Origin of the sequence: Jejuibacter sp. L23 (assembly GCF_050815825.1) — a bacterium.
Taxonomy (GTDB): domain Bacteria; phylum Pseudomonadota; class Gammaproteobacteria; order Enterobacterales; family Enterobacteriaceae; genus Jejubacter; species Jejubacter calystegiae.
Window position 1 is genome coordinate 3,411,025 of sequence record NZ_CP138199.1, and the last position, 26,410, is coordinate 3,437,434.

General features: G+C 54.6%; 29 protein-coding genes, 2 tRNA genes and 2 pseudogenes. 7 read left to right on the top strand and 26 right to left on the bottom strand.

Translation table 11 applies throughout. The annotated features are described in order from the left end of the window. Nucleotides 1-6: 6 nt before the first annotated feature. Both uvrC and uvrY read right to left on the bottom strand, forming a co-directional pair. Complete coding sequence (gene uvrC / locus SCU88_RS16320; RefSeq protein ID WP_138098098.1) at nt 7-1,839, bottom strand: excinuclease ABC subunit UvrC; 1,833 nt, start codon at nt 1,837-1,839, stop codon at nt 7-9. 1 nt (nt 1,840) lies between these two features. Further along, nucleotides 1,841-2,494, bottom strand: a complete 654-nt coding sequence (uvrY, locus tag SCU88_RS16325; protein WP_138098099.1) for a UvrY/SirA/GacA family response regulator transcription factor — start codon at nt 2,492-2,494, stop codon at nt 1,841-1,843. Nucleotides 2,495-2,947: 453 nt separating this feature from the next. Between uvrY and SCU88_RS16330 the strand changes: the two genes are divergently transcribed. Next, nucleotides 2,948-3,172: a DUF2594 family protein gene (locus tag SCU88_RS16330; RefSeq protein ID WP_138098100.1), complete on the top strand. Its 225-nt coding sequence runs from the start codon at nt 2,948-2,950 to the stop codon at nt 3,170-3,172. A 167-nt stretch (nt 3,173-3,339) separates the two neighbouring features. On the opposite strand, the gene tcyN is transcribed toward SCU88_RS16330, so the two are convergent. The 5 genes and pseudogenes from tcyN to yedD form a co-directional block, all read right to left on the bottom strand. After that, the gene (gene tcyN, locus SCU88_RS16335; protein WP_175342247.1) at nt 3,340-4,092 is read right to left on the bottom strand and encodes an L-cystine ABC transporter ATP-binding protein TcyN; all 753 of its coding nucleotides are present in this window, start codon (nt 4,090-4,092) and stop codon (nt 3,340-3,342) included. After that, a complete protein-coding gene (gene tcyL / locus SCU88_RS16340) occupies nt 4,089-4,757 on the bottom strand; it encodes a cystine ABC transporter permease (RefSeq protein ID WP_138098102.1) in 669 nt (222 codons plus the stop codon). Before tcyL ends, tcyN begins: the two co-directional genes overlap by 4 nt. A 21-nt stretch (nt 4,758-4,778) precedes the next feature. Further along, nucleotides 4,779-5,765 carry a D-cysteine desulfhydrase gene (gene dcyD, locus SCU88_RS16345; RefSeq protein WP_175342246.1) on the bottom strand — a complete coding sequence of 329 codons (987 nt, stop codon included), beginning with the start codon at nt 5,763-5,765 and terminating at the stop codon, nt 4,779-4,781. 184 nt (nt 5,766-5,949) lie between these two features. Continuing rightward, the gene (tcyJ, locus tag SCU88_RS16350; RefSeq protein ID WP_138098104.1) at nt 5,950-6,750 is read right to left on the bottom strand and encodes a cystine ABC transporter substrate-binding protein; all 801 of its coding nucleotides are present in this window, start codon (nt 6,748-6,750) and stop codon (nt 5,950-5,952) included. Between the two features lie 257 nt (nt 6,751-7,007). Continuing rightward, nucleotides 7,008-7,415: pseudogene (yedD, locus tag SCU88_RS16355) on the bottom strand (lipoprotein YedD); the annotation flags it as partial. 184 nt (nt 7,416-7,599) lie between these two features. Between yedD and yedE the strand changes: the two are divergent. Together yedE and yedF are read left to right on the top strand one after the other, a co-directional pair. Further along, nucleotides 7,600-8,811 (top strand): selenium metabolism membrane protein YedE/FdhT, encoded by a 1,212-nt coding sequence (gene yedE / locus SCU88_RS16360; RefSeq protein WP_175342244.1) that lies wholly within the window; start codon nt 7,600-7,602, stop codon nt 8,809-8,811. Between the two features lie 32 nt (nt 8,812-8,843). After that, complete coding sequence (yedF, locus tag SCU88_RS16365; protein WP_154776040.1) at nt 8,844-9,044, top strand: sulfurtransferase-like selenium metabolism protein YedF; 201 nt, start codon at nt 8,844-8,846, stop codon at nt 9,042-9,044. On the opposite strand, the gene SCU88_RS16370 is transcribed toward yedF, so the two are convergent. The 4 genes from SCU88_RS16370 to SCU88_RS16385 all read right to left on the bottom strand — a co-directional run bounded on the left by SCU88_RS16370 (nt 9,041) and on the right by SCU88_RS16385 (nt 13,001). Continuing rightward, complete coding sequence (locus SCU88_RS16370) at nt 9,041-10,081, bottom strand: C45 family autoproteolytic acyltransferase/hydolase (protein ID WP_175342243.1); 1,041 nt, start codon at nt 10,079-10,081, stop codon at nt 9,041-9,043. The genes yedF and SCU88_RS16370 overlap by 4 nt on opposite strands. After that, entirely contained in the window at nt 10,078-10,650 is a 573-nt protein-coding gene (locus tag SCU88_RS16375; protein WP_431810031.1) for a carboxymuconolactone decarboxylase family protein, read from the bottom strand. Before SCU88_RS16375 ends, SCU88_RS16370 begins: the two co-directional genes overlap by 4 nt. Continuing rightward, nucleotides 10,647-11,987 (bottom strand): aspartate aminotransferase family protein, encoded by a 1,341-nt coding sequence (locus tag SCU88_RS16380; RefSeq protein ID WP_175342242.1) that lies wholly within the window; start codon nt 11,985-11,987, stop codon nt 10,647-10,649. The genes SCU88_RS16375 and SCU88_RS16380 overlap by 4 nt, the downstream gene beginning before the upstream one ends. Before the next feature lie 144 nt (nt 11,988-12,131). Next, entirely contained in the window at nt 12,132-13,001 is an 870-nt protein-coding gene (locus tag SCU88_RS16385) for a MurR/RpiR family transcriptional regulator (protein WP_138099286.1), read from the bottom strand. Nucleotides 13,002-13,610: 609 nt separating this feature from the next. Between SCU88_RS16385 and rcsA the strand changes: the two genes are divergently transcribed. Further along, entirely contained in the window at nt 13,611-14,234 is a 624-nt protein-coding gene (gene rcsA, locus SCU88_RS16390; protein ID WP_138098116.1) for a transcriptional regulator RcsA, read from the top strand. A gap of 176 nt (nt 14,235-14,410) precedes the next feature. Here the strand turns inward: rcsA and dsrB are convergent, their stop codons facing one another. Beyond that, nucleotides 14,411-14,599 (bottom strand): protein DsrB, encoded by a 189-nt coding sequence (gene dsrB / locus SCU88_RS16395; RefSeq protein ID WP_175342250.1) that lies wholly within the window; start codon nt 14,597-14,599, stop codon nt 14,411-14,413. Nucleotides 14,600-14,785: 186 nt separating this feature from the next. On the opposite strand from dsrB, the gene SCU88_RS16400 reads away from it, so the two are divergent. Then, entirely contained in the window at nt 14,786-14,998 is a 213-nt protein-coding gene (locus SCU88_RS16400) for a DUF2525 domain-containing protein (protein ID WP_138098120.1), read from the top strand. A 406-nt stretch (nt 14,999-15,404) separates the two neighbouring features. Here the strand turns inward: SCU88_RS16400 and dgcQ are convergent, their stop codons facing one another. From dgcQ to SCU88_RS16455, 11 genes are all read right to left on the bottom strand, one after another. Continuing rightward, nucleotides 15,405-17,069 carry a cellulose biosynthesis regulator diguanylate cyclase DgcQ gene (gene dgcQ, locus SCU88_RS16405; RefSeq protein ID WP_175342241.1) on the bottom strand — a complete coding sequence of 555 codons (1,665 nt, stop codon included), beginning with the start codon at nt 17,067-17,069 and terminating at the stop codon, nt 15,405-15,407. 233 nt (nt 17,070-17,302) lie between these two features. Further along, nucleotides 17,303-17,488 (bottom strand): YodC family protein, encoded by a 186-nt coding sequence (locus SCU88_RS16410; protein WP_138098124.1) that lies wholly within the window; start codon nt 17,486-17,488, stop codon nt 17,303-17,305. Nucleotides 17,489-17,577: 89 nt separating this feature from the next. Next, nucleotides 17,578-18,492, bottom strand: a complete 915-nt coding sequence (locus tag SCU88_RS16415) for a DUF808 family protein (protein WP_175342240.1) — start codon at nt 18,490-18,492, stop codon at nt 17,578-17,580. Nucleotides 18,493-18,587: 95 nt separating this feature from the next. Beyond that, nucleotides 18,588-19,070, bottom strand: coding sequence for a very short patch repair endonuclease (locus SCU88_RS16420; RefSeq protein ID WP_138098128.1), 483 nt, complete (start codon nt 19,068-19,070; stop codon nt 18,588-18,590). Beyond that, on the bottom strand, nt 19,048-20,487 hold the full coding sequence (locus SCU88_RS16425) for a DNA cytosine methyltransferase (RefSeq protein WP_138099287.1): 1,440 nt from the start codon (nt 20,485-20,487) through the stop codon (nt 19,048-19,050). Before SCU88_RS16425 ends, SCU88_RS16420 begins: the two co-directional genes overlap by 23 nt. 104 nt (nt 20,488-20,591) lie before the next feature. Further along, complete coding sequence (gene drpB / locus SCU88_RS16430) at nt 20,592-20,855, bottom strand: cell division protein DrpB (RefSeq protein WP_138098130.1); 264 nt, start codon at nt 20,853-20,855, stop codon at nt 20,592-20,594. A gap of 143 nt (nt 20,856-20,998) precedes the next feature. Beyond that, nucleotides 20,999-21,172 (bottom strand): GhoT/OrtT family toxin, encoded by a 174-nt coding sequence (locus tag SCU88_RS16435; protein ID WP_175342239.1) that lies wholly within the window; start codon nt 21,170-21,172, stop codon nt 20,999-21,001. Between the two features lie 299 nt (nt 21,173-21,471). After that, a complete protein-coding gene (locus SCU88_RS16440; protein ID WP_138098134.1) occupies nt 21,472-21,660 on the bottom strand; it encodes a YdiH family protein in 189 nt (62 codons plus the stop codon). Between the two features lie 526 nt (nt 21,661-22,186). Continuing rightward, nucleotides 22,187-23,026 carry a DUF817 family protein gene (locus SCU88_RS16445; protein WP_175342238.1) on the bottom strand — a complete coding sequence of 280 codons (840 nt, stop codon included), beginning with the start codon at nt 23,024-23,026 and terminating at the stop codon, nt 22,187-22,189. A 62-nt stretch (nt 23,027-23,088) separates the two neighbouring features. Continuing rightward, nucleotides 23,089-23,538, bottom strand: a complete 450-nt coding sequence (yiaA, locus tag SCU88_RS16450; RefSeq protein WP_138098138.1) for an inner membrane protein YiaA — start codon at nt 23,536-23,538, stop codon at nt 23,089-23,091. A gap of 474 nt (nt 23,539-24,012) precedes the next feature. Continuing rightward, nucleotides 24,013-24,102, bottom strand: a tRNA-Ser gene (locus SCU88_RS16455). A gap of 91 nt (nt 24,103-24,193) precedes the next feature. Here SCU88_RS16455 and mtfA point away from each other — a divergent pair. Both mtfA and SCU88_RS16465 read left to right on the top strand, forming a co-directional pair. Continuing rightward, on the top strand, nt 24,194-24,979 hold the full coding sequence (gene mtfA, locus SCU88_RS16460; protein ID WP_138098140.1) for a DgsA anti-repressor MtfA: 786 nt from the start codon (nt 24,194-24,196) through the stop codon (nt 24,977-24,979). Between the two features lie 100 nt (nt 24,980-25,079). After that, a tRNA-Asn gene (locus SCU88_RS16465) sits at nt 25,080-25,155 on the top strand. Between the two features lie 54 nt (nt 25,156-25,209). Here the strand turns inward: SCU88_RS16465 and SCU88_RS16470 are convergent. The 3 genes and pseudogenes from SCU88_RS16470 to SCU88_RS16480 form a co-directional block, all read right to left on the bottom strand. Beyond that, nucleotides 25,210-25,542 carry a type II toxin-antitoxin system PemK/MazF family toxin gene (locus SCU88_RS16470; RefSeq protein WP_175342237.1) on the bottom strand — a complete coding sequence of 111 codons (333 nt, stop codon included), beginning with the start codon at nt 25,540-25,542 and terminating at the stop codon, nt 25,210-25,212. Then, nucleotides 25,543-25,800 (bottom strand): AbrB/MazE/SpoVT family DNA-binding domain-containing protein, encoded by a 258-nt coding sequence (locus SCU88_RS16475; protein WP_138098144.1) that lies wholly within the window; start codon nt 25,798-25,800, stop codon nt 25,543-25,545. Nucleotides 25,801-26,147: 347 nt separating this feature from the next. After that, nucleotides 26,148-26,344, bottom strand: a pseudogene (locus SCU88_RS16480) (helix-turn-helix domain-containing protein). Nucleotides 26,345-26,410 lie beyond the last annotated feature (66 nt).

Genomic DNA, 26,410 nt, shown 5'->3' on the forward strand with positions numbered 1-26,410 from the left:
TAGCCCTTAATGTTTCAACGAGTAGTAGATCTTTTCTGCCAGCCCCTGCGAGATCCCCGGCACTTTTGCGATTTCTTCAATGCTGGCGTTCTTAAGGGGTTGCAATCCGCCCATATACTTAAGCAACATCTGACGCCGCTTCGGACCGATTCCTTCGATGGACTCCAGCGAGCTGGTATTCTTTACCTTAGCCCGTTTTTTACGGTGTCCGGAGATAGCATGATTATGGGATTCATCGCGAATATGCTGGATGACATGCAGCGCCGGCGAGTCGGGCGGCAACGCGAATCCCTCCCCTTCCGGCTCCAGAAACAGCGTCTCCAACCCCGCTTTACGATCGCTCCCCTTGGCAACGCCCAGCAGCAACGGTCGCTCTTTATCCCACTCGACATCCAGGCTGGCAAAGACCTCTTTGGCCTGCGCCAGTTGCCCTTTACCGCCGTCAATCAAAATCACATCCGGAATTTTGCTCTGCTCGATAGCCTTGCCATAGCGGCGACGAAGCACCTGATTCATGGCGGCGTAGTCATCCCCCGGCGTAATACCGGCAATGTTATAGCGTCGGTATTCGGAACGCAGCGGGCCGTTAGGGTCAAACACCACGCAGGAAGCCACGGTCTGCTCGCCCATGGTGTGGCTAATATCGAAGCACTCCATACGGGTGATTTTCGGTAGTTTTAGTACCTGCGCCAGCGCCGTCAGACGCTGGGTAATAGTGGAATGCTGGGCCAGGCGGCTAACCAGCGCAGTGGCGGCATTGGTGCGCGCCAGCTTCAGGTAACGAGCCCGGGCGCCGCGCGGCCGGGTTTGCAGATGGATATGGCGCCCCGCCAGCTCGCTCAGGGAGCTTTCCAGCAGGCTCTTATCCTGGAGCGCGAAGTCAAGCAGGATCTCGCCCGGTAGCGTTCGCATCTGGCTACCCTGCAGGTAGAACTGGCCGACGAAGGTTTCGACCACTTCAGACAGATCGGTACCGCCCGGCACTTTCGGGAAATAGCTACGGCTGCCCAATACCTTGCCCTGGCGAATAAACAGCACGTGCACGCAGGCCATACCGGCATCGAAAGCCACGCCGATCACATCCAGATCGTCGCCGCTGTTAGAGACGAACTGTTTCTCCGTGACCCGGCGTACCGCCTGGATTTGGTCGCGTAGTCGCGCCGCCTCTTCAAATTCCAGCCTCTGACTGGCCTGCTCCATCCGCTCCACCAACCGGTTCAATACCTGGTCGTCTTTACCGGACAGGAACAGTCGCACATATTCCACCTGGCGAGCGTACTCCTCTTCGCTCACCAGCCCTTCGACGCAGGGGCCAAGGCAGCGGCCGATCTGGTACTGAAGGCAGGGGCGGGAGCGATTTCGGTAGACGCTGTTCTCACACTGACGAATCGGGAAGATTTTCTGCAGCAACGCCAGGGTTTCGCGAACCGCATAACCATTAGGGAAAGGCCCAAAGTACTCCCCTTTGGCATGCTTCGCGCCACGGTGGGTCGCCAGTCGTGGGTGAGTGTCCCCGCTCAGGAAGATAAAAGGATAAGATTTATCGTCACGCAATAGCACGTTATAGCGCGGCTGATAGAGCTTAATATAATTATGCTCCAGCAGTAGCGCTTCGGTTTCGGTATGAGTCACCGTAACGTCTATCTGACGGATCTGCGCCACCAGAGCTTCGGTTTTGCGGCTGGCGAGGTTCGAACGAAAATAGCTCGCCAGCCGTTTCTTCAGATCCTTAGCCTTACCGACATAGATGACCGTGCCCTGGTCATCATACATACGATACACACCAGGCTTACTGGTGACGGTCTTCAGAAAGGCTTTTGCGTCAAATACATCATTCACGTTAACTGGTCAAAGGCTCCGCGCTGCACAACCCGTGGCGTATCGCCAGATGGGTTAATTCGACATCACCGCTAATATTGAGTTTGCTAAACATACGATAGCGATAGCTGTTTACCGTTTTCGGACTCAGGTTCAACTGTTCAGAAATTTCATTGACCTTCTGTCCGCGGGTAATCATCAGCATAATCTGCAACTCGCGCTCAGACAAACTGGCAAACGGGGAACCCGTATTAGCCGGCTCGATCTGGCTGAGTGCCATTTGCTGTGCAATGTCAGACGCAATATAGCGCTGCCCGGCATTTACCGAACGGATAGCGCTCACCACTTCCTGTGGCGCGGCACCTTTACTCAGGTAACCCGCAGCCCCCGCCTGCATCACCTTCGCCGGTAGCGGGTTTTCGGTGTGCACGGTCAACATAATGACCCGGGTATCGCTACAGGCGCGGGCAATCTTACGTGTGGCCTCAAGGCCTCCCATTCCCGGCATGTTCATATCCATCAGAACCACATCCACGGGAGTACTGCGGCACAGTTTCACGGCATCTTCGCCACAACAGGCTTCGCCGATCACTTTAATGCCCTTGATATCTTCCAGAATGCGGCGTATCCCTGCGCGCACCAGTTCATGGTCATCAACAAGAAGGACGTTGATCAAAGAATAATTCTCCAGAAAAGGGATAACGCCGCTGATAGTTTATTCACCACATATATTAACGGTTTTTAAGTCACTTTTAAAACGTAAAAATGCTGAGCGCCACACAGTATCGGCTATCCATAAAATAAAAGTAACGCAAACGTTCCCGGGGTAGATCTATCCGATATCAAAAGAAAATAGTTATGCAATAAATACATTACATCAGTCAGAAAAAGACATTTTTACTCACTGAAGACTCTTCCCCTTACCTTTAATTAACCATATAAAAACCAAATTGAAACAATTATTTCTGCCATGAGCAAGGCGTAAAGTGCGGTCGCTGTCTCCCATGGCCGATTCGGCTCGCCACGTACGGCGCGGCTACGCATGGTTTCTTATGAGTTTGTGATATACTCGGATGCTTGCGTCGGCGCCGTTTGAGCGCAGTATCAATCGAAAGAAAGAGGAATAAAGATGAGCACGCCGGATTTTTCTACTGCGGATAACGCCCAGCAGCTGGCCCTTGAAGTAAGTTGCCTGAAAGCGCTGTTTACCCAGATGCTGAAAGCCATGGGTCAGGCAGACGCCGGAAAAGTCATTATCAAAATGGAAAAAGAGATTGCGCAGATGGAAGATAAAGCGCACGCCGAAGTGTTCACCAATACGGTTAACCAGATAAAGCAGGCATACCGTCAGTAACCCTGGCGCTGCGCTGAAGGCGGTTTCGCCTTCAGCCTTTTACGGTTAGTTACAAATAAAGAACAATTTATTTCCTAATAAAGTAAAATAAAAAGCCGTTATTTTTTTCGCCAACTTTGTTTCGCCTCCGTGCAAGCGGAGCCACCGGAAGGTGGCTCTATCGTTATTTATTGCATCAGAAATTTTTCCAGGAACTGCTGAGTACGCGGCTGCTGTGGATTGGAAAACAGCTGTTTCGCGGGTCCCTGTTCGATAATACGTCCCTGATCCATGAAAATAGCGCGATCCGCCACATCTCTGGCAAAGCTCATCTCATGCGTCACGATAACCATCGTACGCTTCTCTTCGGCCAGTTGACGCATGGTGCTCAGCACCTCCCCCACCAGCTCGGGATCGAGCGCCGATGTCGGTTCATCAAACAGAATCACCTCCGGGCGCATAGCCAACGCGCGGGCAATGGCGACGCGCTGCTGCTGGCCGCCGGACAGCCGTCGAGGATAACTCTCTTCTTTTCCGCTCAGGCCAACCTTCGCCAGCAGTTCGCGGGCCCGGGTACTGGCCTCCTGCTTTGATTCCCCCTTAACGATGACCGGTCCTTCAATAATGTTCTCCAGCACGGTACGGTGTGGGAATAAATTGAAGTTCTGGAACACGAAACCGACATGCTGTCGCAGCAGGCGTACCTGCTCGCGCTGCTTGCCGAGGGAACGACCAGCATCGATGGCGATATCCCCCACCCGGATGCTGCCACTGTCCGGCTGTTCCAGCAGATTGATGCTGCGCAGCAGCGTAGTTTTACCCGAGCCGCTGGGGCCGATAATCGCCACCACTTCGCCGCTCTCTACCTCCAGATCGATGTCGTGCAGCACCCGCTGGCCGTGGAAGGATTTAACCAGCGCTTTCACCTCTATCGCACTCATTTCGGTTCACGCTCCTGACGGTTAAGCTGATTTTCAAAGTAGTTCTGCAGCGCGGAAAGCGCCGTCGCCATGACCCAGTAGATAAGCGAGGCCGCCAGATACATGGTGAACACCTCCAGAGTACGCGAGGTAATCAGTTGCGCCTGACGGAACAGCTCCGGCACCTGAATGGTGGCCGCCAGCGACGTATCCTTCACCAGACCGATAAAGCTGTTGCTGAGCGGCGGCAGCGCCACCCGCCCGGCCTGTGGCAGAATCGCCCGGCGCATGGTCTGCCAGCGGGTCATCCCCAGACTGGCCGCCGCTTCCCACTGCCCTTTTTCAATAGAGGCGATGGCGGCGCGCAGCGTTTCCGAGGTATAAGCCGCGGTATTCAGCGACAGGCCAATCATCGCCGCCGGCATCGGATCCAGCTCAATGCCGAACTGCGGTAAGCCGTAGTAGATCATAAACAGCTGCGCGATCAGCGGCGTACCGCGGAAGATCGAGACATAGAAGCGTGAAAGCCACGACAGCGGCCAGAAGCTGGACAGCCGCATCAGCGCCAGCAAGAACCCCAGAAGTAGCCCAAAGAACATGCCGCCAAGGCTCAGTTGCAGCGTAAAGACGGCACCCCTGAGCAGGAACGGCAGCGATTCAATGACCAGATGAAAACTTTCTTGCATTGTGATGTGACTTCCTGAGTTTTAAATATGGGGGTGATAGGCGAACAGCGCGGGCGCCCCACCGGTATGAATGAACAGGATCGGCCCGTCATTCGGAAAGCGGCCCTCGGTGATACCATCAATCAGGCCCGCCATCGCCTTGGCGGTATAGACCGGATCCAGCACGATCCCCTCCAGGGCGGCCAGCAGTTTGATCGCCTCCTGACCGGCATCGTTCGGGAATCCGTAACCCGGGGCGAAATAGTCATCCCACAGGTGAATCGGCGCACGCGGTACCAGATCCAGGCTGGCGCCGATATCGTGCTGGAGCCGCACCACTTTTGGCAGTTGTTGTTCAACGCTGCGCGAAACGGTAACGCCAATTAGCCGGGTTTCCGGCATCAGTTGCTCCAGCCCCACCGCCAGCCCCGCCTGAGTTCCGGCGCTTCCCGATGCCACCACCACTGACGAAAGCGCCACCGCCCCTTCGCACTGGTCGGCAATCTCCTGGGCGCAGGCCACATAGCCCAAAGAGCCCAACGCACTGGAGCCTCCCACCGGCACCACGCAAGGGCGGAATCCCTGGGCCTCGATGCGGGTGGCCAGCGCCTCCAGTTGAGCCGCCGGGTCATCCAACGCGTCGCACATCTCCACCTGCACCTGAAACAGATCCAGCAGCAGGCGGTTACCGTTGGTCAGGTAGTTCTCCTGCCGGGTGGCGATGGGATTTTCCAGCAGCGCCACGCAGTGCAGCCCCAGTTTTGCCGCCACCGCCGCCGTCTGGCGCACGTGGTTGGACTGAATCGCCCCGGCGGTCACCAGAGTATCAGCCCCTTCGCGCAGCGCCTGGGCTGCCAGAAATTCCAGCTTGCGCAGCTTATTGCCACCCATCGCCATCGGGGTGACATCATCACGTTTAATATAGATCTCCCGACCCAGATGGTCGGAAAGACGCGGCAGAAATTCCAGCGGCGTTGGCGCGCCAACCAGTTCCAGACGCGGGAAACGGGCGAGTTGATCGAGGGACATATTTCCTCCGCAGGCAGGCGGCGATAAACGGCTGGCTGCCGGGTTCGTTGGCCTGTATAACTTGCGAAATAAGGTAAAAAACGCGCGCTACTGTAACCCAGTCTCAGCCAGATGAAAAATTAGCGTGCGTCACATGCGACCACAAAAAAGGCGCTGTAGCAGCGCCTTTTGTTCTGAGCGGCGATTATTTGGTAACGTCGGCGCCAAACCACTTCTCGGAGATTTTCGCCAGGCTACCGTCCTGTTTCATCTCTTCGATGGCCTTATTGATGGCGGCCAGCAGTTCCGGATTGCCCTTACGCAGCGCCACACCAGATTCCAGATGCGAGAACGGCTGCCCGGCAACCGCCAGGGTGTTGTTGGTTTTCTTCACCAGATCCAACGCCGCCAGGCGGTCCACCAGAATCACGTTAATACGCCCCACGCGCAGATCCTGATACTTGGTGGGATCGTCATCGTAGGTACGTACATCCACGCCCGGTACATTTTCACGCAGCCAGGCTTCATAGTTGGTACCCAGACCCACACCGACCTTTTTGCCCTTCAGATCTTCGGGTTTGGTGATGCTGCCTTCATTGCCCTTCTTCACCAACGCCTGGATACCGGAAACGGTATAAGGGGTGGAGAAATCATACTTTTTCTGGCGTTCCGGCGAGATCGTCACCTGGTTAATCGCCACGTCGATACGCTTCGAGTCCAGCGAGGCCAGCATGCCGTCCCATTTGGTGGGCTTCAGCGATGCTTTAACGCCCAGGTGTTTCGCCAGATCCTCGGCAAACTCCACTTCGAAACCGGTCAGTTTGCCGTCATTACCCTGGAAGCTGAAAGGAGGATAGGTACCTTCCAGCCCCACGGTCAGGCTACCGCGCTCTTTCACTTTATTAAGTAGATTTTCAGCCGCGAAAGTCTGGGTATTAATACCGGCGACCAGGGCCACCGCCATCACGCTCATCAGCGCCTGGCGGCCAAAGTGTGCAAATTTCATATTCACCCCTGAAAAAGTAGAATGCGTTACATTGTCGAAGGTAACGCGCGGAAATCAAAATCACCGCGGGTTATATCTTATTCCATTACAGACTAAGAGACTCAAGGACCGACGGTTGCCGCATTACTCTCTTCTTCTCCTTCTGACTGGCTGAGTGTAGTGGCGCTATTGCTGCCTCCGCCCAGGCCCAGAGTGCCGCCGGACTGAGTCGCGGCCGGTTTAGTGGCCTCGATAGCCGCTTTGGCATCCTGCTCGTCAATCGGCTGTCCCAGCGGATGTTTTTCCAGGTAGTCAGCGCACTCGTCGGTCAGACGATCGACCCGACGTAGCGTCATACCGGCATATTCCAGGGTATCCCCCTGGCGCTCAACGTCGTAAACCTCGCGTTTAATGGTCACATTATAGAGCGAGTCTGAACGCTGCATCAGCTTGCCTGGTAGCGCAATCAGACGCTGCCACTGGCGGCACTCCAGAGTATCCCCTTCCGGCGTGACTACCAGACTGGCAATCGCTTCGGGGCTCACCATTTCGCTCTGCGGGCCTTGAGACTGCCAGTAACCCGCCAGCCCTGCCGGCGCAGGGTGTTTGATCACCTCGTTATAGTTGTCCACCTGCACACAGCCACTCAGCGCCACCAGCGCCAGCGGTAGAAGTAACTTTTTCATGATTCATCCCGAATGCGGCAAAATTTTATTTTGGCATTAAAGCGTTAGCCCCGCCAGCCCCAACCGCGCCGCAGGAAAAATTGATCGTACGCGTCTTTTTTACATTTTTTGCTATTTCCACCGCGCCACCGGCGTATGATTCCTTGTTTTTACAACATCCTTCTGAGTTCAGAGGTTATTGCCTATGTCATGGAATGAATTCCGACAACATTATCTGATCAAATTCTGGTCCCCCCTCCCCGCCGTGATTGCCGCCGGCGTTCTCTCTACCTGGTATTTCGGTATTACCGGCACCTTCTGGGCCGTCACTGGCGAATTTACCCGCTGGGGCGGTGAACTGCTACAGCTGTTCGGCGTCCATACCGAAAACTGGGGTTACTTTCAGTTAATTGGCCTGGAAGGCTCTCCCCTGACCCGCATTGACGGCGTGATGATTATCGGTATGTTCGGCGGCTGTTTCGCCGCCGCACTGTGGGCCAATAATATTAAACTGCGCCTGCCCCAGCACCGGGTTCGAATTCTCCAGGCGCTGCTGGGCGGTATTATCGCCGGTTTCGGCGCCCGGCTGGCCATGGGCTGTAACCTGGCGGCCTTCTTTACCGGTATTCCGCAGTTTTCGCTTCACGCCTGGTTTTTTGCGGTGGCGACCGCCATTGGCTCCTGGGCCGGAGCGCGCTTTACGCTGCTGCCGATGTTCCGCGTGCCGGTAAAGCTGCAAAAAGTCAGCGCAGCTTCTCCCCTGACCCAACGGCCGGATCAGGCGCGACGCCGTTTCCGTATTGGAATGCTGGTATTTATCGGTATGCTGGACTGGGCCGCTCTCACCGCCATGAATCAACCGAAGCTCGGGCTGGCGATGCTGTTTGGCGTCGGGTTCGGCCTGCTGATTGAACGGGCGCAGATCTGCTTTACTTCCGCTTTTCGCGATCTGTGGATCACCGGCCGCACCCAGATGGCAAAGGCTATTATCCTGGGGATGGCCGTCAGCGCCATTGGCATCTACAGCTATGTGCAGCTCGGCGTAGCGCCGAAAATTATGTGGGCCGGCCCTAATGCCGTACTGGGCGGTTTGCTGTTTGGCTTTGGCATCGTACTGGCGGGAGGCTGCGAAACCGGCTGGATGTACCGGGCCGTGGAAGGCCAGGTGCACTTCTGGTGGGTCGGTATCGGCAACGTGCTGGGCTCCACCCTACTGGCGCTGGTCTGGGACGAGATCTCCCCCGCGCTTGCCACTTCGTGGGACAAAGTTAACCTGCTGACCGTTTTCGGTCCCCAGGGCGGCCTGATGATGACCTGGCTGCTGCTGTTTGCCGCCCTGATGTTAATTATCGGCTGGGAAAAACGCTTTTTCCGCCGTCACAACGCCGGTGCCCGTCCGGTTAAGGAGAGCCTGTGAGTCAGTCAATCGTTCCCGACTACCGTCTGGATATGGTGGGCGAACCCTGCCCTTATCCTGCTGTCGCCACCCTTGAGGCAATGCCGCAGTTGAAAAAAGGCGAGGTTCTTGAAGTCATCAGCGACTGTCCGCAATCGATCAATAACATCCCGCAGGATGCCCGGAATCACGGCTACACCGTGCTGGACATCCAGCAGGATGGTCCGACAATCCGCTATCTGATTCAGCGCTAGTTGTGTTCAACAAGCGCCATCCTGCCGCTTAGCGACGGGATGGCGCGATCGCTTTCCCAGATATTCCAGCTCACCCCTTCCTCACTCAGACAGAAAATGGCCGTCGCCAGGGTATTTTCCTCATCGGGATCGTCAGGCGCCTGACGCCAGACAGGCAAGGTCGGATTCGAAGTATCGCTTAACAGCGCCAGCGCCAACTGCTCGCTGAGCGTCTTTTCCGGACTCTCGGCCAGCCAGTCATTCACCCTACGCTGACGCGCGGCGGAGCTGTCGGTAATACGCTGCGCCACCCGCCCCTGGGCGCCATGCACCAGATGATTGGCATGACCGCCCACATTCACCACCTCTTCCACCGAGCAGCTATCGCCGCAGGCTTCCACGCTGTAGAGCAACGGCGAACCGGCCTGGGCCAGCGTGTGATGGAAAGCGCCAGCTCGCGCTTCGCCGGTCAGGATCGCCAGCGCGCCGTTCAGATCCCGGGCATTCAGCGATGCCCGCCCCAGGATCTGACGCGGCAACCCCCTGGGGCGATGGCTGGCGCGAATGTTATTGACGGTATTCACCAGGCCTGCATCATTCACGGCAAAAGTGTGACCGCATAGCGATCCCGGATAAGCAAAACTGGTAAAGCCTGGCCCTTCGGTCGGTTCCACCCTGACCAGCGCGCAGCCATCGCGCAGCGGCGGCAGGCCATCTTCGTTATGCGCGATAATAATCCGCCCTTGTGCATCGCGTCCGAACAGCGTGGTGCAACCGTCGGAAGTCGAAGGCAACAAATCACCGCGGCAGTTCCAGGCAAAAACTGCCAGCGGGTCAGCCTGTAGCCCTTCTGCCATACCTTCCAGCTCCGCCATCACCTCCGGGAAACGAGCACGGGTGGCCGCCGCCAGTTCCATGGCCTGGGGCGAGCCGATAAGGGGAACGATTCGCTGCCACAACCCGGTGACAACGATCTTCTGATGCCAGGCGTCGCGCCCGAATTCGCCAAGCTGGCGTCCGATCTGCCATGCCGTCCCCTGTATCCGTAGCTGCTTCATTCAGCCTCCCTGACCATTAGCGGCTCTGCCGTACTGGCGGGAGCGGGCGTACGGGCGGCGTTCATCACCATCGACAAAAACGCATAGTAGCCACACAGACCCACTAAATCCATCACCCCTTTTTCATCAAACTGCGCCACCGCCTGCAGCCAGGTTTCATCGCTAACCCGCCGCTCGCTGTGCAGCTCCTGACAAAAGCGCCACACCAGCCGTTCGTCCGCTTTCAGCGTCTGTGGTTCATCTCCGGCATTAATCGCCCTGATGTCCCGAAGGTCGATACCCTGCGCTTCGGCAATCGGGGCGTGAATCGCCCATTCCACCGGCTGGGACCAGTGACGGGCGGTGACCAGGATCGCCAGCTCCGACAGGCGCTGACCGATAGCGCTACGGTAGCGCAGATACTCCCCCATCCGCTGAGCGTGAGCCATCAGCTCCGGGCTGCGCAGCAGCGGTTCAAACGGCGGTAGCAGCGCGCCGCGCGGGCCGTTAATCATCTCCTGCGCCAGCGCGCGCTGTTCGTCGCTCCACGCGTCCTCCGCCAGCGGCGGCATGCGGTTGGTCGTCATCATTGCACTCCTGCTGCTTTCTCTGTCTCTTCACGGATCGCCGCCGTCAGGTGCGTAACCACCTGTTCCGTCTGCTGCGGCGAAATAATAAAGGGCGGCGCCAGCAGTACGTGGTCACCCTGTCTGCCATCCAGAGTACCGCCCATCGGATAGACCATCAGCCCGCGGGCCAGACAGTGGCGCTTTATGGCGACATGCAGCTTCAGTGCTGGGTCGAAAGGCGTTTTAGTTTCGCGATCGCGCACCAGTTCCACGCCCATAAAGAGTCCGCGGCCGCGAATATCGCCGACAAAGGGGTTGTCGCCCAGTGCTTCACGCAGCAGTGCAGCCAGTTGAGCGCCGCGCTCCTGCACCTGAACCAGCAGATTATCGCGCTGAATCACCTGCTGAACGGCCAGGGCCGCCGCTGCCGCCGTGGGGTGGCAGATATAAGTATGGCCATGCTGGAACAGGCCGCTGCCGGTACGTAACGGTGCCAGTACTTTGTCGCTGGCGATCACCGCGCCTATAGGCTGATAGCCGCCTCCCAGCCCTTTAGCCATCGCCACGATATCCGGCACCACGCCATCCTGTTCAAAGGCGTATAGCGTGCCGGTACGTCCCATGCCGCACATCACCTCATCGGCGATATAGAGAATGCCGTATTTATCGCACAGCCGACGAACGCCAGCCAGATAGCCCGGCGTTGGCGGTATCGCGCCGCTGGTGGCCCCCACGACCGTTTCGGCCACAAAGCCAATAATGGTCTGCGGCCCGGCATCGAGAATCGCCTGCTCCAGTTCATTCAGCAGACGCGCAGTATATTGCTCCTGGCTTTCGTCCGCAGCCCGGTCCCGATACTCATTACAGGCGGAAACCCGTACCACGTCCATCAGCAGCGGGGCAAACTGGCGGCGACGCCACTCATTGCCGCCCACCGCCAGCGCACCCAGAGTATTGCCGTGATAGCTCTGTCGCCGGGCGATAAAGGTGGTACGTTCAGGCTCGCCGAGCTCCACAAAATACTGACGCGCCAGCTTAAGCGCCGTTTCGATGGCCTCAGAACCGCCGGAAACAAAATAGCAGTGCGTCAGGTCGCCCGGCGCATGGGCCGCCAGGTGTTCCGCCAGCCCTTCTGCGGCATCGCTGGTAAAAAAGCCGGTATGGGCGTACGCCAGCTTGTCTATCTGCGCGTGCAACGCCGCCAGTACATCGGGATGCCCGTGGCCCAGGCAGGAGACGGCGGCACCGCCGCAAGCGTCCAGATAGCGTTTACCGTTAGCGTCGGTGATCCAGATACCCTGAGCGGCCGCCGCTACCGGAGGTGTACCCGCAAGACTGCGATGGATGATGTGAGACATAGTGATATCCGTTGAGACAGATGATGGGTTCACTTTCTATCCTGTAAGATCCATATGACTCTCGTCAATTTATTTTTGATCCATATGAATCACGCCGATAAACAAAAAAAGCCGCTATCTGACGACAGCGGCCTCTCCCCCGAATCACCCCCGCTCATCAGTTTTTTTCCCCGCCGTGACGTAGGCGCCCGACTCAAATAGCCAGCGCTCGGTCTCTTCGATGCGCTCTACCGCCTCACTGCCATGGCGCGCTACCAGCATCGCCAGCAGGCATTCGGCAATACTGATGCCGGAGACCACCGATGGAAAAAAAGACGGGCTCTCGGTTGAGAAGTAGAGCCGGGAATCTGCCTGCTGCGCCAGCGGAGACAGAGGCGAGTCGCTCAGAGCCACCACTTTCGCGCCAGCACGCTTTGCCGCATCCAGCACCTGCAGCGTTTCTCGCGAATAGGGGGCAAAACCGATAATCACCAGGGTATCTTCAGGGCCAAAATCCCGGGTGAACATCTCATCATTATTGGCGAAGCCATCAATCAATGAGACCCGGCGATGAAACAGGCGCCAGACATAATACAGTGACCAGGCAATAGGAAAGCTGGCGCGAAAGCCACAAACATAGACCTGTTGGGCCGATTCCATCAGTGATACCGCCTGCTCCATGGCGTCACGATTCTGTTCGCGCCCCAGCGCCAGGTTTTGCGCCTGAGCACCGAACATCTGTTCACGCAGGCTGTGGGTACCGTCGCGCACCAGTTTCTGGGCCCTGGCGCCGTAGGTTTCTCCCCCCAGCCCCAGATCGGCGATAAAGCTGTGCTTCAACTCCACCCAGCCGTCAAATCCCAAACGCTGGGCCAGCCGCAGCAGCGTGGCCGGCCTCACCCCCGCCTGGGCGGCAAAGGCGCGCATCGAAAGCACCACCAGCTCATTGACGTGCTCCAGAGTAAAAGCAGCAGCGCGCTGCAGTTCGGGCGTCAGTTGCGGATAGTTTTCGATAATGGTCTGCCGGGGATCCATGCGCGCTCTCAGTGACTGTCGCCGGGAACCCACTTCCCGACTCATCTCCCCAATCTAACGGATTTCACGCCGGGAATTAAGCCTAAATTCCCGCTATGCTGATGATTCTGCCGCGAAATGCGGCTGAATGTCGGCCAACAAAGAGAATCCTCCGACAATGGCTGGCTGTAATAAAAAGAAGAGTCATCAGCTTAGCTTATTTTTCAGATATCGATAGCAATTAAATCACAACACTAACCCACCGGTTTTGTATGGTCTTAATCATCTAAAGTAAGGAAAATCCTAAAGTTGATTTTTAATAATACTCCCCAGGATATATCTGACGGGGATTAAATGATTTAAGACTCTTCACATAACGCAACATTTACTTTACTTTGAGAACTTTCCTGGCAAATTATACGTAACTTTACGGGATAGTGTTGGCGCCTGAAATGCTTCAGCACCGTGCGCTACGGCTCTCTGTGCTGGTGTTTGGATCCATATTTAGCGGCCCCGTTCATCATTCCTGGTTTTTGCCGGTGTCTGAGGATCTCAGGTATGCGGATTAGATGAAACATTATCCCGGTATCGTTGTGCTTTAACGGATAACGCGTTTAGTGAGGGTTTGCTATGTCAACGATTATTATGGACTTATGCAGCTACACCCGACTGGGGCTCACCGGTTACCTGGTCAGTCGCGGGGTGAGAAAACGGCAGATAGTCGACGTGGAAACGGCGAGCGAGTTGGAAGAAACCTGTGCATCACGACATCCTCACGTGGTGTTTATTAATGAGGACTGTTTCATCCACGATTCAGAAAGTAGCCAGCACATTAAGCAGATCATTAATCAGCATCCGGAGACCCTTTTCATTGTCTTCATGGCGATTGCCAATATTCATTTTGATGAATATCTGCTGGTGCGCAAAAATCTACTAATTAGCTCTAAATCGATTAAACCTGAATCACTTGATGAAATTCTTGGCAATTATTTAACAAAAGATGAGCAGTGTATCCGGAATATCAATTTGCCTACCCTGTCTTTAAGCCGAACCGAATCCAGCATGTTACGTATGTGGATGTCGGGTCAGGATACTATTCAGATATCAGATCAGATGAATATTAAAGCAAAGACAGTCTCGTCACATAAAGGCAATATCAAACGGAAAATCAAGACCCATAATAAACAGGTTATCTATCACGTCGTGCGCCTTGCGGACAACGTAACCAATGGGATCTTCGTTAATATGCGCTAAAGACAACCACTGCCCTGGCTCGAACCTCAGCCCGGATCCTATTGCGATGCCCGTGGACTGATACCGAACCCTGGCTTATTGCTTATGGCCGTGAGAGATTAAGCCAGTATCAGCAGCGGCCTGGTACGATTTCCGAACGGCAAGCTGGCTGGCTCGTTTCGGAACTTCAGGCGGAGTTACTCCGCCTTTTCAACAAAAATACCGTCCGGGTGTCCTTTATCATTAAAGAACCAGATGCCCATCGGGTAATCCTCCAGCGACACCAGAAACATGGTGCCTTCACTAAACTCTTCAATGGCCAGAACCCGCCCTGGTCGGCGCGGACCGCCATCGGTTTTAACCGTTACCCGATCGTTAACCTGCATAGACTTCATCCTCCTGAGTTGCCAATACGTTACTCACCTGTCCAGATACGATTTTAACCCGCATGCCCCAGTTTGCACAGGTGCCCGCCACGCCGATCGACGTCAAAGTTCAGGCTATCAAACGCGCGGCCATATCCCTGTCAGCTATACTGTTAATTGGGTAAACCGGCAAATCAGGAGCAAGGTATGAAGAGCGCGAAAACCGATTCTGACGTCGATGTTGATGCACTGCTGGCGGCGATCAACGAAATCAGCGAAAGCGAGGTGCGCTTTGCCGGTAGCGCCGACGATCCGCAACGCGTTAGCGTGGATGGCAGAATGTCACATACCTGGGGTGAACTGGCGGAAGCCTTTGAGCTGGATATTAAGGATTTCAGCGTCACAGAGATTAACAGCTGAAGAAAAACATCCCGGCCGGGGCCGGGATGAAACTTGCAGTTATGCAAGAAAGCACTTGAAAATTCGTCACACCAGGAAATCTGATGTGCGTCAAACATATCTGCAAATTTTTTGTAAGACAAGGATAAGTTTCCACAAAAAAACGGCTTACCTTTTCACATTATCGGGCAAATACGTCTAATCCCCAAGTTTCATGCAGGCTTACACCGTTTTAACCAGTTTTTTATCCTAATAAGATTTACCCTGGTTTAAGAATATTCTCAGGTTTAATGTTGTGCACATCTGCCTGTGGCGCCAGCATCAGACATGAAAGGATTCAGCTAATACCCGGTAAGGGGCATAAGGCGCAGAAATCGCACCTAAAGCTCATTTGCCCGCTGAAACCGATGCCTGTTAGCCTGCTCCGTTAATCGCTATCGCAAACGCGGTTGCGACCGCCCTCTTTAGCCTTGTACAGGCGCCCGTCCGCAATAGACTGCAGATGTTCAAAATCATAGTCGCCGTGCTCCTGTGAGCAGCTCACGCCGAATGAAGCGCTAATGTGCAGCGTCTGCCCGCTACGCACCAGAATCTCCTTGCCGTTAATACGCTCACGTATCCGTTCGGCGACCGCGCTGGCCTGGTTCAGGGAAGAGCCCGGTAAGACAACGCAGAACTCCTCACCGCCAATACGACCGGCAATATCATCACCGCGCAGTGAGGCGCTAAGAATAGCGCCAGCACTGGCCAGAACCCGATCCCCGGAATCATGGCCAAAGCGGTCATTAATGCTCTTAAAGTGGTCAAGATCGAGCTGAATCACCGCAAAGGATTGTCCACTCTGGCGACAGTAGTCCGCCAGGTACTGCGCCTGATCGAAGAAAGCGCCGCGATTATAGAGCCGGGTCAGGGTATCGTAGTTGGCGCGCCAGCTCAGGGTACTTTGCAGATTCATCATATTTTTAACCAACCGATGAATCAGCAGCCAGGAGCCGCCCAACATCGCGCTGAACAGCACCCACAACAGGCCCAGTACGACGCTGATACGCCCGAATTCGCCGCGTATCCCTTCGTCCAGTGAGTGAATCTTCACCAGCACGCCGTCGAAATTGTTGAGTTTATCCCAGGTGACGACACTGTGGGCCATGCGTATCTCCCCTTCGTTCTTGCTCTCCATCGCTCTGGCCAACTGGGCCAACTGGGTAGGGGTAAACATTTTGCCTTCCGGCATCGCATCGGCACTGGTGGCAATCGCATTAAATTTGCGATCGTAAAGCAGTACCACACCCTCATTCCCGTCCTGTAGCGCACGCTGCAGAAACTGGTGCATAGAGTCAATGGTAAAGTCCATCGCCAGCACGCCGTACCAGCGATGTTCATAATCGAGCGGCACGCTGGCGGTGATCACCTGATCGCCGCCACGGGTCGGATCCCAGGTGTGATCCCAGATAAGCCCCCTACCCTTGTTGTAGCGCTCTGAATGCTGCGCGAAATACGGCCGCGCCACCTGGCGATAGTAGCGGGATACCAACTGTTCATCGTTGCGTGGCGGACGGCTGGAGATATAAAACCCGGCCCGGGAGACATAATAGGTACGATGCTGAAGATCGCGGCTGTTGTCGGACAGTTGCAGGATATAGCTAAACTCCAGCGCCCCGCTCAATTCTCCGTGAAGGTAGTCGGCATCGCGCAATAGCAGCCCACTGGTGCCGACAAATTCATCGGAAACGCCGTTAAGGGGCATACTGCGGTTCACATCCAGCTTAATCTGCCAGTGTTCGTGGGTACGCTGGCGCTCAAAATCGGCCATAGCCTGACGACTTTTATCGGTAGAGATGGGATAGCGTAGCGCATAACTCATAATATTTCGATAAAACAACAAGTTGTCTACGCTGTGCTGAAGCTGCCTGTCGAGTGCGGTGGCGACATTATCAAGGCTATTACGCTGGTTTGAGATCCAGGCATCTTCCAGTACCGCCATTTCACGCCATGTGAGAAGCGTCGAGCAGATAAACACGAAAGTGAAGCAAATGTTAACAACCCGGCGCGGATTTTTGAAAAACGATTTTCGCTGACTGCGATCCGCTAACACGACAGCACTCCCTGATTTGAGTGGGCTCCCAAACGCGCTGTATCAAGCATTGTTAAACGCATCGAAAACGTGGGGAGTCTATTATGTCAGAAACTTAGCGCACTAACGGCAAGAAACTTCTTATGAAAAAGCGCTAAAAATGCAAAGTTTTGTAGAGCCCGGTATAACGCACAGGCTTCAGCGCGCTGCCCCAAATCCCACAGCGCGCTGACAACATGATAATGGGGTAAAACTCAGGCGCGCACTTCCACCCGCGCATCCAGGTGTTCTGGCTGCAGTTCATTCTCATGGAAGGCTTCACGCCTGACGCTGCGGCCATCATACCAGCGGCATTCCACCATTCCGCTGGAGATGCCGGTGACAATCATCCTCTGGCCGCCGCTTTTATGTCTGACCTCATCTCCGATCATAAACAGCATTGCCGTCTCCTGTCTGAAAAAAGTTATTCAGGTATAGCCAGGAAAAGCGGCTTTTGCTTAGGGAAAATTCCCTATTTTTTTCTGATTGCTCAGTGGTCGGACTTGCCGCGCATCCGGTTGAACAACGAAATCAGTAACAGCAGTACCGCGCCCAGAATAAAACCGATAACCAGATTCATCAGTTGTGGCAGCACAGCGGCCACCACGGCACCGCCCATCGCGCTCCACTGCTCGATCAGGTGGTGCAGCACGGGAATGCCGTGAACCACGATACCGCCCCCCACCAGAAACATCGCCAGAGTACCCACAATGGTCAGCACCTTCATCAGCAGAGGTGCCAGGGCCAGTAACCCTTTCCCCAGCAGCCGCGCCGGTGCCGGTTGTCGCTCCACCAGCCAGTAACCCATATCGTCCAGCTTCACGATAAGCCCCACCAGACCATACACCCCAACGGTGACCAGAATGGCGACACCCGCCAGTATCAGGACCTGATTCAGCAGCGGCGCTTCGGCCACAATGCCCAGGGTGATGGCGACAATTTCCGCCGACAGAATAAAATCGGTGCGAATGGCGCCCTTAACTTTGTCACGTTCAAAAGCGCGCGGATCGCCAGCAGCAACCGTCTCCAGCCGCTGCTGACGCGCTTCGGCCGACTTGCTGTCTCCACGGTGGGCAAAGCTATGAATGACTTTCTCAGCCCCCTCAAAACAGAGAAACGCCCCACCCAGCATCAATAATGGCGTAATAGCCCAGGGGGCAAAGGCGCTAATAATAAGCGCCAGCGGCACCAGAATTAGCTTGTTCAGAAACGAGCCTTTAGCGACGCCCCACACCACCGGTAGTTCGCGATTGGCGCGTACTCCTGTGACCTGCTGGGCGTTCAGCGACAGATCGTCGCCCAGCACCCCAGCGGTTTTCTTCGCGGCGACTTTCCCCATAACGGAGATATCATCCAACAGCGTGGCGATATCATCCAGTAACGTTAACAGACTACCCCCGGCCAAAATTACCTACCTTTCTGATGTTGTTAAATTGCTAATAATTATGGAGCAAAACGTCCATCGCGGAAATGAAAACGGTGAGATTCAGCGTAAAAGGGTCAGGCTACGGGCGGCTGTGGGGCGTGAATACCGCGGGTGTCTATCTCTGCATAGTTTCCCCCTTCGCACAGCCACTCTTCCAGCCGGGTCTCCAGGGCAGGATCGTCCAGCCGATGTCGGCCACGCAAGGCACACTCCCAGACCACCATAACACGCCACCCTTCGCCCAACAGGCGCGAGATATCGCGCCTGTCCCGGGCAACGTTACTGCCTATCTTGGTCATCCAGAACTCGGTACGGGTGGCCGGTACCTTAAACAGATGGCAGTCATGGTGGTGCCAGAAGCAACCATGCGTGAAGAGAATGCAGCGGTAGTGATCGACGACAAAGTCAGGACGCCCGGCAAGCGCGGCGTCCTGAGTACGGAATTCAACGCCCAGCGAGGTCAGTAACCGCGCCAGACGCTGTTCAATGGCGGTATCGCGCGTGGCGATAGCCCGCATGTTTTTACTGCGCGTTTTACTGTCGTGTACGTCCGCCATCCATTTCCTCCTGGCGCATGCGCGACGCCTGCAGGATGCGGCTTTCCAGCAGCCGGGCCACCGCGGCGAACGCCGGGACCACCACCGAATTGCCGAACTGTCGGTAAGCCTGGGTATCGGAAACCGGGATCGCGAACTGTGATGCGCCTGGCGCCTCAAAACCCATCAGACGAGCGCATTCACGGGGCGTCAGACGGCGCGGGCGCCGTTGCTGATTCTGCTTATCGCCAAAATCCTTCTCGCCCAGCGGGCGATCCCAGCCGCGGTCCACCAGGATTTCGGCGCCGTCTTTATAGTACCGAGCGGAAAGCGTGCGCGCCACGCTGTGGGGATTAAGCGGATCTACCAGACCGTACCCAAAGCCATTGCCCTTTTCCTTATGCTTGCGGGCATACTGATAAAGGTAGCGCCACAGGGTTGGCGTCAGGATATATTTTTCCGCTACCTGCGGCTCCAGCAGCTCACCAAAGGTGGGACGCCGCTGCGGATAATATTGCTCCAGGGAGCGCAGACTAAAACCCTGGTGTAACCCGGTATCGCGCCGAAAGCCTACCAGCACAATGCGTTCGCGGTGCTGGGGCAGAAAATGTTTGCCATCAATAATTTTAGGATCGTCAGGGCTGCTGGCATTCGCATCCGCCACCTCATAGCCCAGCTCGTCCAGGGTCTGCATAATAATGCGGAAGGTTTTACCTTTATCGTGGCTCTTCAGATTTTTCACGTTCTCGAGCACAAAAATGGCCGGACGCCGGGCAGCGATAATGCGTGCGACATCGAAAAACAGCGTCCCCTGGGTTTCACAGGCAAAGCCGTGAGCGCGCCCCAGGGCATTCTTTTTCGAGACTCCCGCCAGAGAGAAAGGCTGGCAGGGAAAGCCCGCCAATAACACGTCATGCTGCGGCACCAGGTCACGAATATGTTCGCTAGCCTGTTTATCGCTGACTTCAGGGCGATGACTCAGAGTGACGTCGCGGATATCTTCATTGAAGTGATGCTCCTGCGGATCGCAGTACCAGTTGGCCTTATAGGTGCGCACCGCATGCTTATTCCATTCGCTGGTAAAAACGCAGGCGCCGCCAATGGCTTCAAAGCCGCTACGGATGCCGCCGATACCGGCAAAGAGATCGATAAAGCGAAAGGCGGGACGCGCATAATGGGCGGGTGGCGACGGCAATAAGCCGCGCAGACACTGGACTTCCTGCTCCGTTAGCATGCGCCGCACGCTGGTATCGCGCAGCCAGCGCACCAGAGATTCAGGACGCCAGTTACCGCCCAGTTCGTTCAGCTTAGCGACAAGCGTTTTTTTATCGTAGATATCCAGCAGTCGGGCCGCCAGCGCCCGCTCTTCCTGCTGCCGTTCGCCATGCGATTGGGGCTGCTCCGCGGCCCTGCTCGCCATTAAATCGGGTTGGTCCATCATAAGAGGGAAAAAAGTCCACGCATATAGAGATGCCGTGACTTTATCACCCTTCCGGCTGCGATAGAACGCCACAACCGCGCTGGCGCAACGAAAAGGCGATATTACCGGACTCGCGGGCGGGTATACCAGGCAATAGCGCCCAGTAGCGAGCCAACGGCCCCCAACACCATAAAACCCAGCAAGGCGCCGAGTAATTTACCACCCAGAGTCCCCATATCCCCCGCCACACCATCTCCCGGTGGAGATTCCACGCCGCTGACGATCCAAAAATAGCGCAACATGGCCCAGACAAAATAAAAGCAAAATGCATAAAATGCCCACAGGGCAATCCGGCCTCCCAGACCACGAACAGGTTTTTCTTCCATTGCTCTGACGTTACCTACAATTATTTTCTTCACTGTTTTAACGCGCACGGGCACCCCCCGAGCGATGTGATTTTTATCACATTTTTCAGGTTGTGTCTCTATCAAAGAACCACACATTATGGTAGCGCGCGCGAAACTAATACTCAGAACAAAGAAAACAACAGGGCCACCGGAAAGCTCATGGGCCAGGTAGCGCCAACCAGCAAGGCACTCAATAATTTCATACTTATGCGATCCTTCGCCAGAAAAAACGTAATGATGGCTGACAGCAGCGCCATCGCCCCATAAAAAACCAGCATATGTTGGTAAGCAGTCATAATAGATGTGAGGAAAGGTTACAAAGCGTGCGTACTATGCTCCTTTTTATGACGCAGATCAAACTACTCGCATGGAGTAGTGTCCCGTTTATTTTCCGGCGCGTTCCGTTTCGCAGACACGGTTAATAAAAATGAATTATTAAGTTAATTAAAAGTAAAAAACAAAAGCAAGAGAACGCAGGGGGAATACCGTCGGGGGCAAACACAGGATGATTTCGGGCGGCACCTTATTAATGGCCGACAGCCTGCAATGCCGCCGCATCAGAAATCAGAAAATATCAGGGGGGAGCGACCAGCGCTTAGTGGATACCCAGACGGGTAGCGAAAGAGATCTCTTCGAGCAGTTCAGTAGACGTCAGTTCCATCAGATCGGCGAATTCCAGTTGCAGCTTTCTGACGCGGGTCAGGTACTGGGCCGGGGTTAAGGTTTCCGCCTCGCGACGTAAATATTCGAAAGCCAGGGTGGCGGGTGTAAGGGCGTTATCCATAAAATCCTCTGTCAGGTTGGTTGGGAGACACTAGTTTACCATAGCACAGACGGACAAAAAACGACCAAAACGGAATAAAAAGCTAGTGAAGGCGCATTGCGTCATTAAAGAAACCACCAAAAAGACAACAAGGCAGTAACATAAACCGAAATTAAGATAATACACATTGATTTTGTGCTACTGAAATAGCTGAACAGGACAGTGTGGCTGCGGTCATGGCGTTACAATCCTCATCGGACCAGGCCTTGATTTAATCTCGCTAATCCCGCGACATGGTGTGCCACGCACCGTTTACGGATCCACGTCGTCATACTTAAACAGCGCCAGGCAGCACTTGAGCAAACTGGCGCGGATCGCTGCCGCTTTTCAGATGCTTGCGATCATTCGTCAGGCTCTGGCAGATACCAGAATATAATAAAAAACCATAGTTAAACCGATAGTTTTTATTATTGTCATAATTTTCACTCCCTTAAAAAATTCATGCCGTTAGCCAACAGGTTATACGACTGAAAACGACACCCCGAACTCACTGCGCAATATGAATGCGCTTCTTAATATCTTTCAGAAATAGCGTAATAGTAAAGGTCATCATTACCAGTAGCGACCAGGCGCCCCATTTACCAACGTGCACTGTTGCCCAGGCGCCCAGTTGATTCGGATACCGCCAGACCCCGAAAAAAGTCCCCAGATTCTCAGCCAACCAGATAAAGAACCCAATCAGAATAAATGCCACCAGCAGCGGCATCCGATAACTGCGATCGTAAGGCGTGAATATCACCGTACAACGGGCATACATACCAAGCGCAACGGCGGCAATATACCAGCGATAGTCATTGATATAGTGATGAGTGAAGAAATTGGCATACAATGCCAGCGCAAGAAGCGCAGCCAGAGGCAGCGGTGGATGATGGCGAATTTTCAAATCAAACAGCCGCCAGCACTGAATAATATAGCTGCCTACTGCCGCATACATAAATCCGCTAAATAGCGGCACGCCGCCTATTTTACTCCAGCCGTTTTCCGGGTAGTGCCATGAACCAATTGCCGACGAGGTTTTAAACAACTCCAGCCCGAATCCCAGAAGGTGGAACAGCGTAATGGCTTTAATTTCATCCCAGGTTTCCAGCTTTGCTACTACCATCGCGAACTGGATCGTCAGAGCAATAAACAGCAGCAGGTCGTAACGCGAGATGCCAAACATTCCTCCATGGGGGACGCAAAAAATAGTGATAAAAAACAGACCAGCGAACAGACAGGCACGAAGCTCCTTAATACCAAACCAGAAAAACTCCACGCCAAAACGGGCAATGCCGGTTATGTTCAACACCGGAGGATCAATTAACAATCGATCGAGGCGATTAAGCACAATAACTCCATAGCCATCGGGTCAATACACACGGCGTGCAGCAACAGCTGCACGCCCTAATATTACTCTTCATCGACAATGGGGTGTTCGGTAACGCTTTTCTGAATAATATTTTCCGAAGCCGCCTGATTGTCCCTTACATTCTTCTGAACCGAAATCGCACCAAACAGGCACAGGAAAAAAGCGATGGCATAGAACCCTTTTTCGCTGGGTAACAGCTCAGCATTCCACAGACCAATCGCCAGCAGAATAACAGAGATGGCAAAAGCTGCCACACAGGAAATGTAATACATATGGCTGGTCGGAATATCTTCCATACGATCCCGTACGGTTTTCTGTAACGACACCGATGCAAACAACCCAAGCAGCATCACCGCAAAATAATAACCTTTTTCGTTCAGTTCCATATCTGAGCGCCACAGGCCAATCAGATAGACCACAACACCGCCGACCAGAGCCAGCCATGACATCATATTAAATGCCGGGGAAATCGTTGTTGAAACTGCTTTCATGTATAACCTCAATCCTTGTTAATTCAAAGCCGGTGGATCCCGAACTTAGCTAATCGTTGGTGCAAGTACACCAACACATCCTTCCTGAAAGACAATAATGAAGCAGAGTGATGTCGATGACAATATGCCCATATTGTCATCCTTGTTTCTTTTTACCTACGCTAATCGGATACTTCAGTATGGGGCCGGATATATTCACAATACTTCCTGCCTGAACCATTGGTTGCTTAACACTCGAAGTGCAAATCGCGCATTTAGCCTGCGTAAAGAAACTGACCTGGTGGCTGATTAAAGGGCAGGATCGGGCTCACAAAATCAGTGAGATAGTCGCAAAATGCTACCCCGGGAGCCAGGCACAGTGATATTTTACGTTTTGCTTTACCCGTGAAACCCTGAGCGGCCATACCTGATGGCATACCAGAATCGAGAGGAGCCAGAAACGCATTGATGATTCAGAAGGGTATTAAAAGAAAGTGGCGGAGAGAGGGGGATTTGAACCCCCGGTGGAGTTGCCCCCACTCCGGTTTTCGAGACCGGTCCGTTCAGCCGCTCCGGCATCTCTCCGTTGGGTTGCAATAATGCCAGGTAATTTGGCATTTTAACAGCCCTGCCCCCATCCTTTTTGTTTAAGTGACGACTTTGCGAGCAGGTTACGATGATAAAGTGGCCCTGGAAGATAAATCATGACGCATCTCTCCCGGAATTGCCCTGGGAAGAGGCGCTCTCAGTTCCTCTGTTAGCCTCTCTCTCTGCCCAGGAGTGTCAAACGCTGGTTGAGCTGGGCGAACGTTTTCTACAACAAAAGCGGCTGGTGCCGCTTCAGGGTTTTGAGCTGGATCCCCTGAAACGCGCCCGTATCGCCCTACTGTTCTGCCTGCCGGTGATGTCGCTGGGGCTGGAATGGCTGGACGGCTTCCACGAAGTCCTGATCTACCCCGCCCCCTTTGTGGTGGACGACGAATGGGAAGACGATATGGGGCTGGTTCATAATCAGCGCATGGTGCAATCCGGGCAGAGCTGGCAGCAGGGGCCTGTCGTGCTGAACTGGCTGGATATTCAGGACTCTTTCGACGCCTCCGGCTTTAACCTGATCGTGCACGAAGTGGCCCATAAGCTCGATATGCGCAATGGCGACCGACCCAGCGGCATTCCCTCCATTCCACTACGCGAGGTGGCTGGCTGGGAACACGACCTGCATGCGGCCATGGATAATATTCAGGACGAGATCGATCTGGTGGGCGAAGCCGCCGCCAGTATCGACGCCTATGCCGCCAGCGACCCGGCCGAATGCTTCGCCGTGCTCTCGGAATATTTCTTCAGCGCGCCAGAATTGTTCGCCCCGCGCTTTCCTTCGCTGTGGCAGCGTTTCTGCCGCTTTTACGGCCAGGAGCCCCTCACCCGCCTGCATGAACAGGAATCCAACGATGGCTATGTCCATTAAACCGGCAAACTGATTCTTAATTCAACAATTAAATCATATACCTGGATTTAATGTTGACAGCCAGCGGCAGCCCCATTACTCTACGCCCCGTTCACACGATTCCTCTGTAGTTCAGTCGGTAGAACGGCGGACTGTTAATCCGTATGTCACTGGTTCGAGTCCAGTCAGAGGAGCCAGATTTAAAGAAGCCCGCTTGTTAGCGGGCTTTTTGCTTTTGTGCATCTCACACATCAATTCAGAATAGCCTCCAGCCTGGCCAGCACTTCATTCACAACAACGTCAGGTATACGTTCCAGTCGCTTACCGCTCCAGGTGCCCATATCAATAGTTCTGAGCTGGTCGCAGCGAATAACGCCCGTTGTTTTTGTTCCCGCACCGTCCAGTGAGACGGTAAAACCGGCTGCGCGGGCGAAGTTTCCACCGCTGGTGACGGGAACAACAACGGGTAGCCGCGTCAGCTTGTTAAACGATGCCTTCGATACGATAAGCACCGGACGTTTTCCGCTTTGCTCGTGACCGGCAATCGGATCCAGTGAAACAAGCCAGATTTCCCCTCTGTCCATTTACAGGATCTCCTTGCCCACCGCAGGCGCATCAATCCATTCCCGATCCTCTTCGCTCATTTCGGCATGCGGATCGCACTGCGCCAGCAGCTCCTCAAGCGAATAACGGGGCCGCTTCTGGGGTTCAATAATCAGGCAGCCATTATCAATGGTCATGCCCACTTCGCTGTCCGTCGACAGCCCCAGCGTTTTCAGCACGGCGGGAGGAACCGCCAGCATGATGGATCCGCCAACCTTTTTCAGACGAGTGGTATACATAGAGCACCTCCAAATATTATATTTTAATATAACATCCACGGCAGGCGATGCACAATTATTCATCAGATTCATTGTGATTTCCTTAGCATAATAAAGCGTGAAGAAATCCTTAATCCATCGGAGGACAGATCCGGCAGTTTTCAAAGGCGGCATTGCCGGTAAAACGGCGGCCATCCTGATACATCAGGCGCTTCTTTCGGGTCATGAAGCATTTCGTGCAGGCGGGAGCTTAGTTCGTGGTAAGAAGGTCGATAATAGAAAACTGTTTTTGCGGTTCAAAGGATTATGACAATTCAGATAAACAAAATGCGGTGCAGCTTCCGTATCCGGGCTGCGCCGGAAGGACATCAACGATAACGCGAAGGCCAGATTTTTTCTGGCGCGACGCCCAACGCTTCCGCTATCAGCCTTTCGCCTTTGGGCCAGCGGCGGTTAAGAGCGTTGGCCAGCGTGGTGGACACCAGTCCGGCGTTACGGGAAACCGCCGCAGCGACGTTCCCTGTTTTTTCAGCGCCGCGATGATGTCAGCGGCCTGTTGCGTCATGCCACCACCCCGTCAGTGGCGCCAGATTTAAAGAAGCCCGCTTATTAGCGGGCTTTTTGCTTTCCG

Excerpts from the sequence above, each read along its gene's own strand:
- SCU88_RS16330 (WP_138098100.1), top strand. The coding sequence starts at position 2,948 with ATGAGCACGCCGGATTTTTCTACTGCGGATAACGCCCAGCAGCTGGCC.
- tcyN (WP_175342247.1), bottom strand. The coding sequence starts at position 4,092 with ATGAGTGCGATAGAGGTGAAAGCGCTGGTTAAATCCTTCCACGGCCAG.
- tcyL (WP_138098102.1), bottom strand. The coding sequence starts at position 4,757 with ATGCAAGAAAGTTTTCATCTGGTCATTGAATCGCTGCCGTTCCTGCTC.
- dcyD (WP_175342246.1), bottom strand. The coding sequence starts at position 5,765 with ATGTCCCTCGATCAACTCGCCCGTTTCCCGCGTCTGGAACTGGTTGGC.
- tcyJ (WP_138098104.1), bottom strand. The coding sequence starts at position 6,750 with ATGAAATTTGCACACTTTGGCCGCCAGGCGCTGATGAGCGTGATGGCG.
- yedE (WP_175342244.1), top strand. The coding sequence starts at position 7,600 with ATGTCATGGAATGAATTCCGACAACATTATCTGATCAAATTCTGGTCC.
- yedF (WP_154776040.1), top strand. The coding sequence starts at position 8,844 with ATGGTGGGCGAACCCTGCCCTTATCCTGCTGTCGCCACCCTTGAGGCA.
- SCU88_RS16370 (WP_175342243.1), bottom strand. The coding sequence starts at position 10,081 with ATGAAGCAGCTACGGATACAGGGGACGGCATGGCAGATCGGACGCCAG.
- SCU88_RS16375 (WP_431810031.1), bottom strand. The coding sequence starts at position 10,650 with ATGATGACGACCAACCGCATGCCGCCGCTGGCGGAGGACGCGTGGAGC.
- SCU88_RS16380 (WP_175342242.1), bottom strand. The coding sequence starts at position 11,987 with ATGTCTCACATCATCCATCGCAGTCTTGCGGGTACACCTCCGGTAGCG.
- SCU88_RS16385 (WP_138099286.1), bottom strand. The coding sequence starts at position 13,001 with ATGGATCCCCGGCAGACCATTATCGAAAACTATCCGCAACTGACGCCC.
- rcsA (WP_138098116.1), top strand. The coding sequence starts at position 13,611 with ATGTCAACGATTATTATGGACTTATGCAGCTACACCCGACTGGGGCTC.
- dsrB (WP_175342250.1), bottom strand. The coding sequence starts at position 14,599 with ATGCAGGTTAACGATCGGGTAACGGTTAAAACCGATGGCGGTCCGCGC.
- SCU88_RS16400 (WP_138098120.1), top strand. The coding sequence starts at position 14,786 with ATGAAGAGCGCGAAAACCGATTCTGACGTCGATGTTGATGCACTGCTG.
- SCU88_RS16410 (WP_138098124.1), bottom strand. The coding sequence starts at position 17,488 with ATGCTGTTTATGATCGGAGATGAGGTCAGACATAAAAGCGGCGGCCAG.
- SCU88_RS16420 (WP_138098128.1), bottom strand. The coding sequence starts at position 19,070 with ATGGCGGACGTACACGACAGTAAAACGCGCAGTAAAAACATGCGGGCT.
- SCU88_RS16425 (WP_138099287.1), bottom strand. The coding sequence starts at position 20,487 with ATGGACCAACCCGATTTAATGGCGAGCAGGGCCGCGGAGCAGCCCCAA.
- drpB (WP_138098130.1), bottom strand. The coding sequence starts at position 20,855 with ATGGAAGAAAAACCTGTTCGTGGTCTGGGAGGCCGGATTGCCCTGTGG.
- SCU88_RS16435 (WP_175342239.1), bottom strand. The coding sequence starts at position 21,172 with ATGACTGCTTACCAACATATGCTGGTTTTTTATGGGGCGATGGCGCTG.
- SCU88_RS16440 (WP_138098134.1), bottom strand. The coding sequence starts at position 21,660 with ATGGATAACGCCCTTACACCCGCCACCCTGGCTTTCGAATATTTACGT.
- yiaA (WP_138098138.1), bottom strand. The coding sequence starts at position 23,538 with ATGAAAGCAGTTTCAACAACGATTTCCCCGGCATTTAATATGATGTCA.
- mtfA (WP_138098140.1), top strand. The coding sequence starts at position 24,194 with ATGATAAAGTGGCCCTGGAAGATAAATCATGACGCATCTCTCCCGGAA.
- SCU88_RS16470 (WP_175342237.1), bottom strand. The coding sequence starts at position 25,542 with ATGGACAGAGGGGAAATCTGGCTTGTTTCACTGGATCCGATTGCCGGT.
- SCU88_RS16475 (WP_138098144.1), bottom strand. The coding sequence starts at position 25,800 with ATGTATACCACTCGTCTGAAAAAGGTTGGCGGATCCATCATGCTGGCG.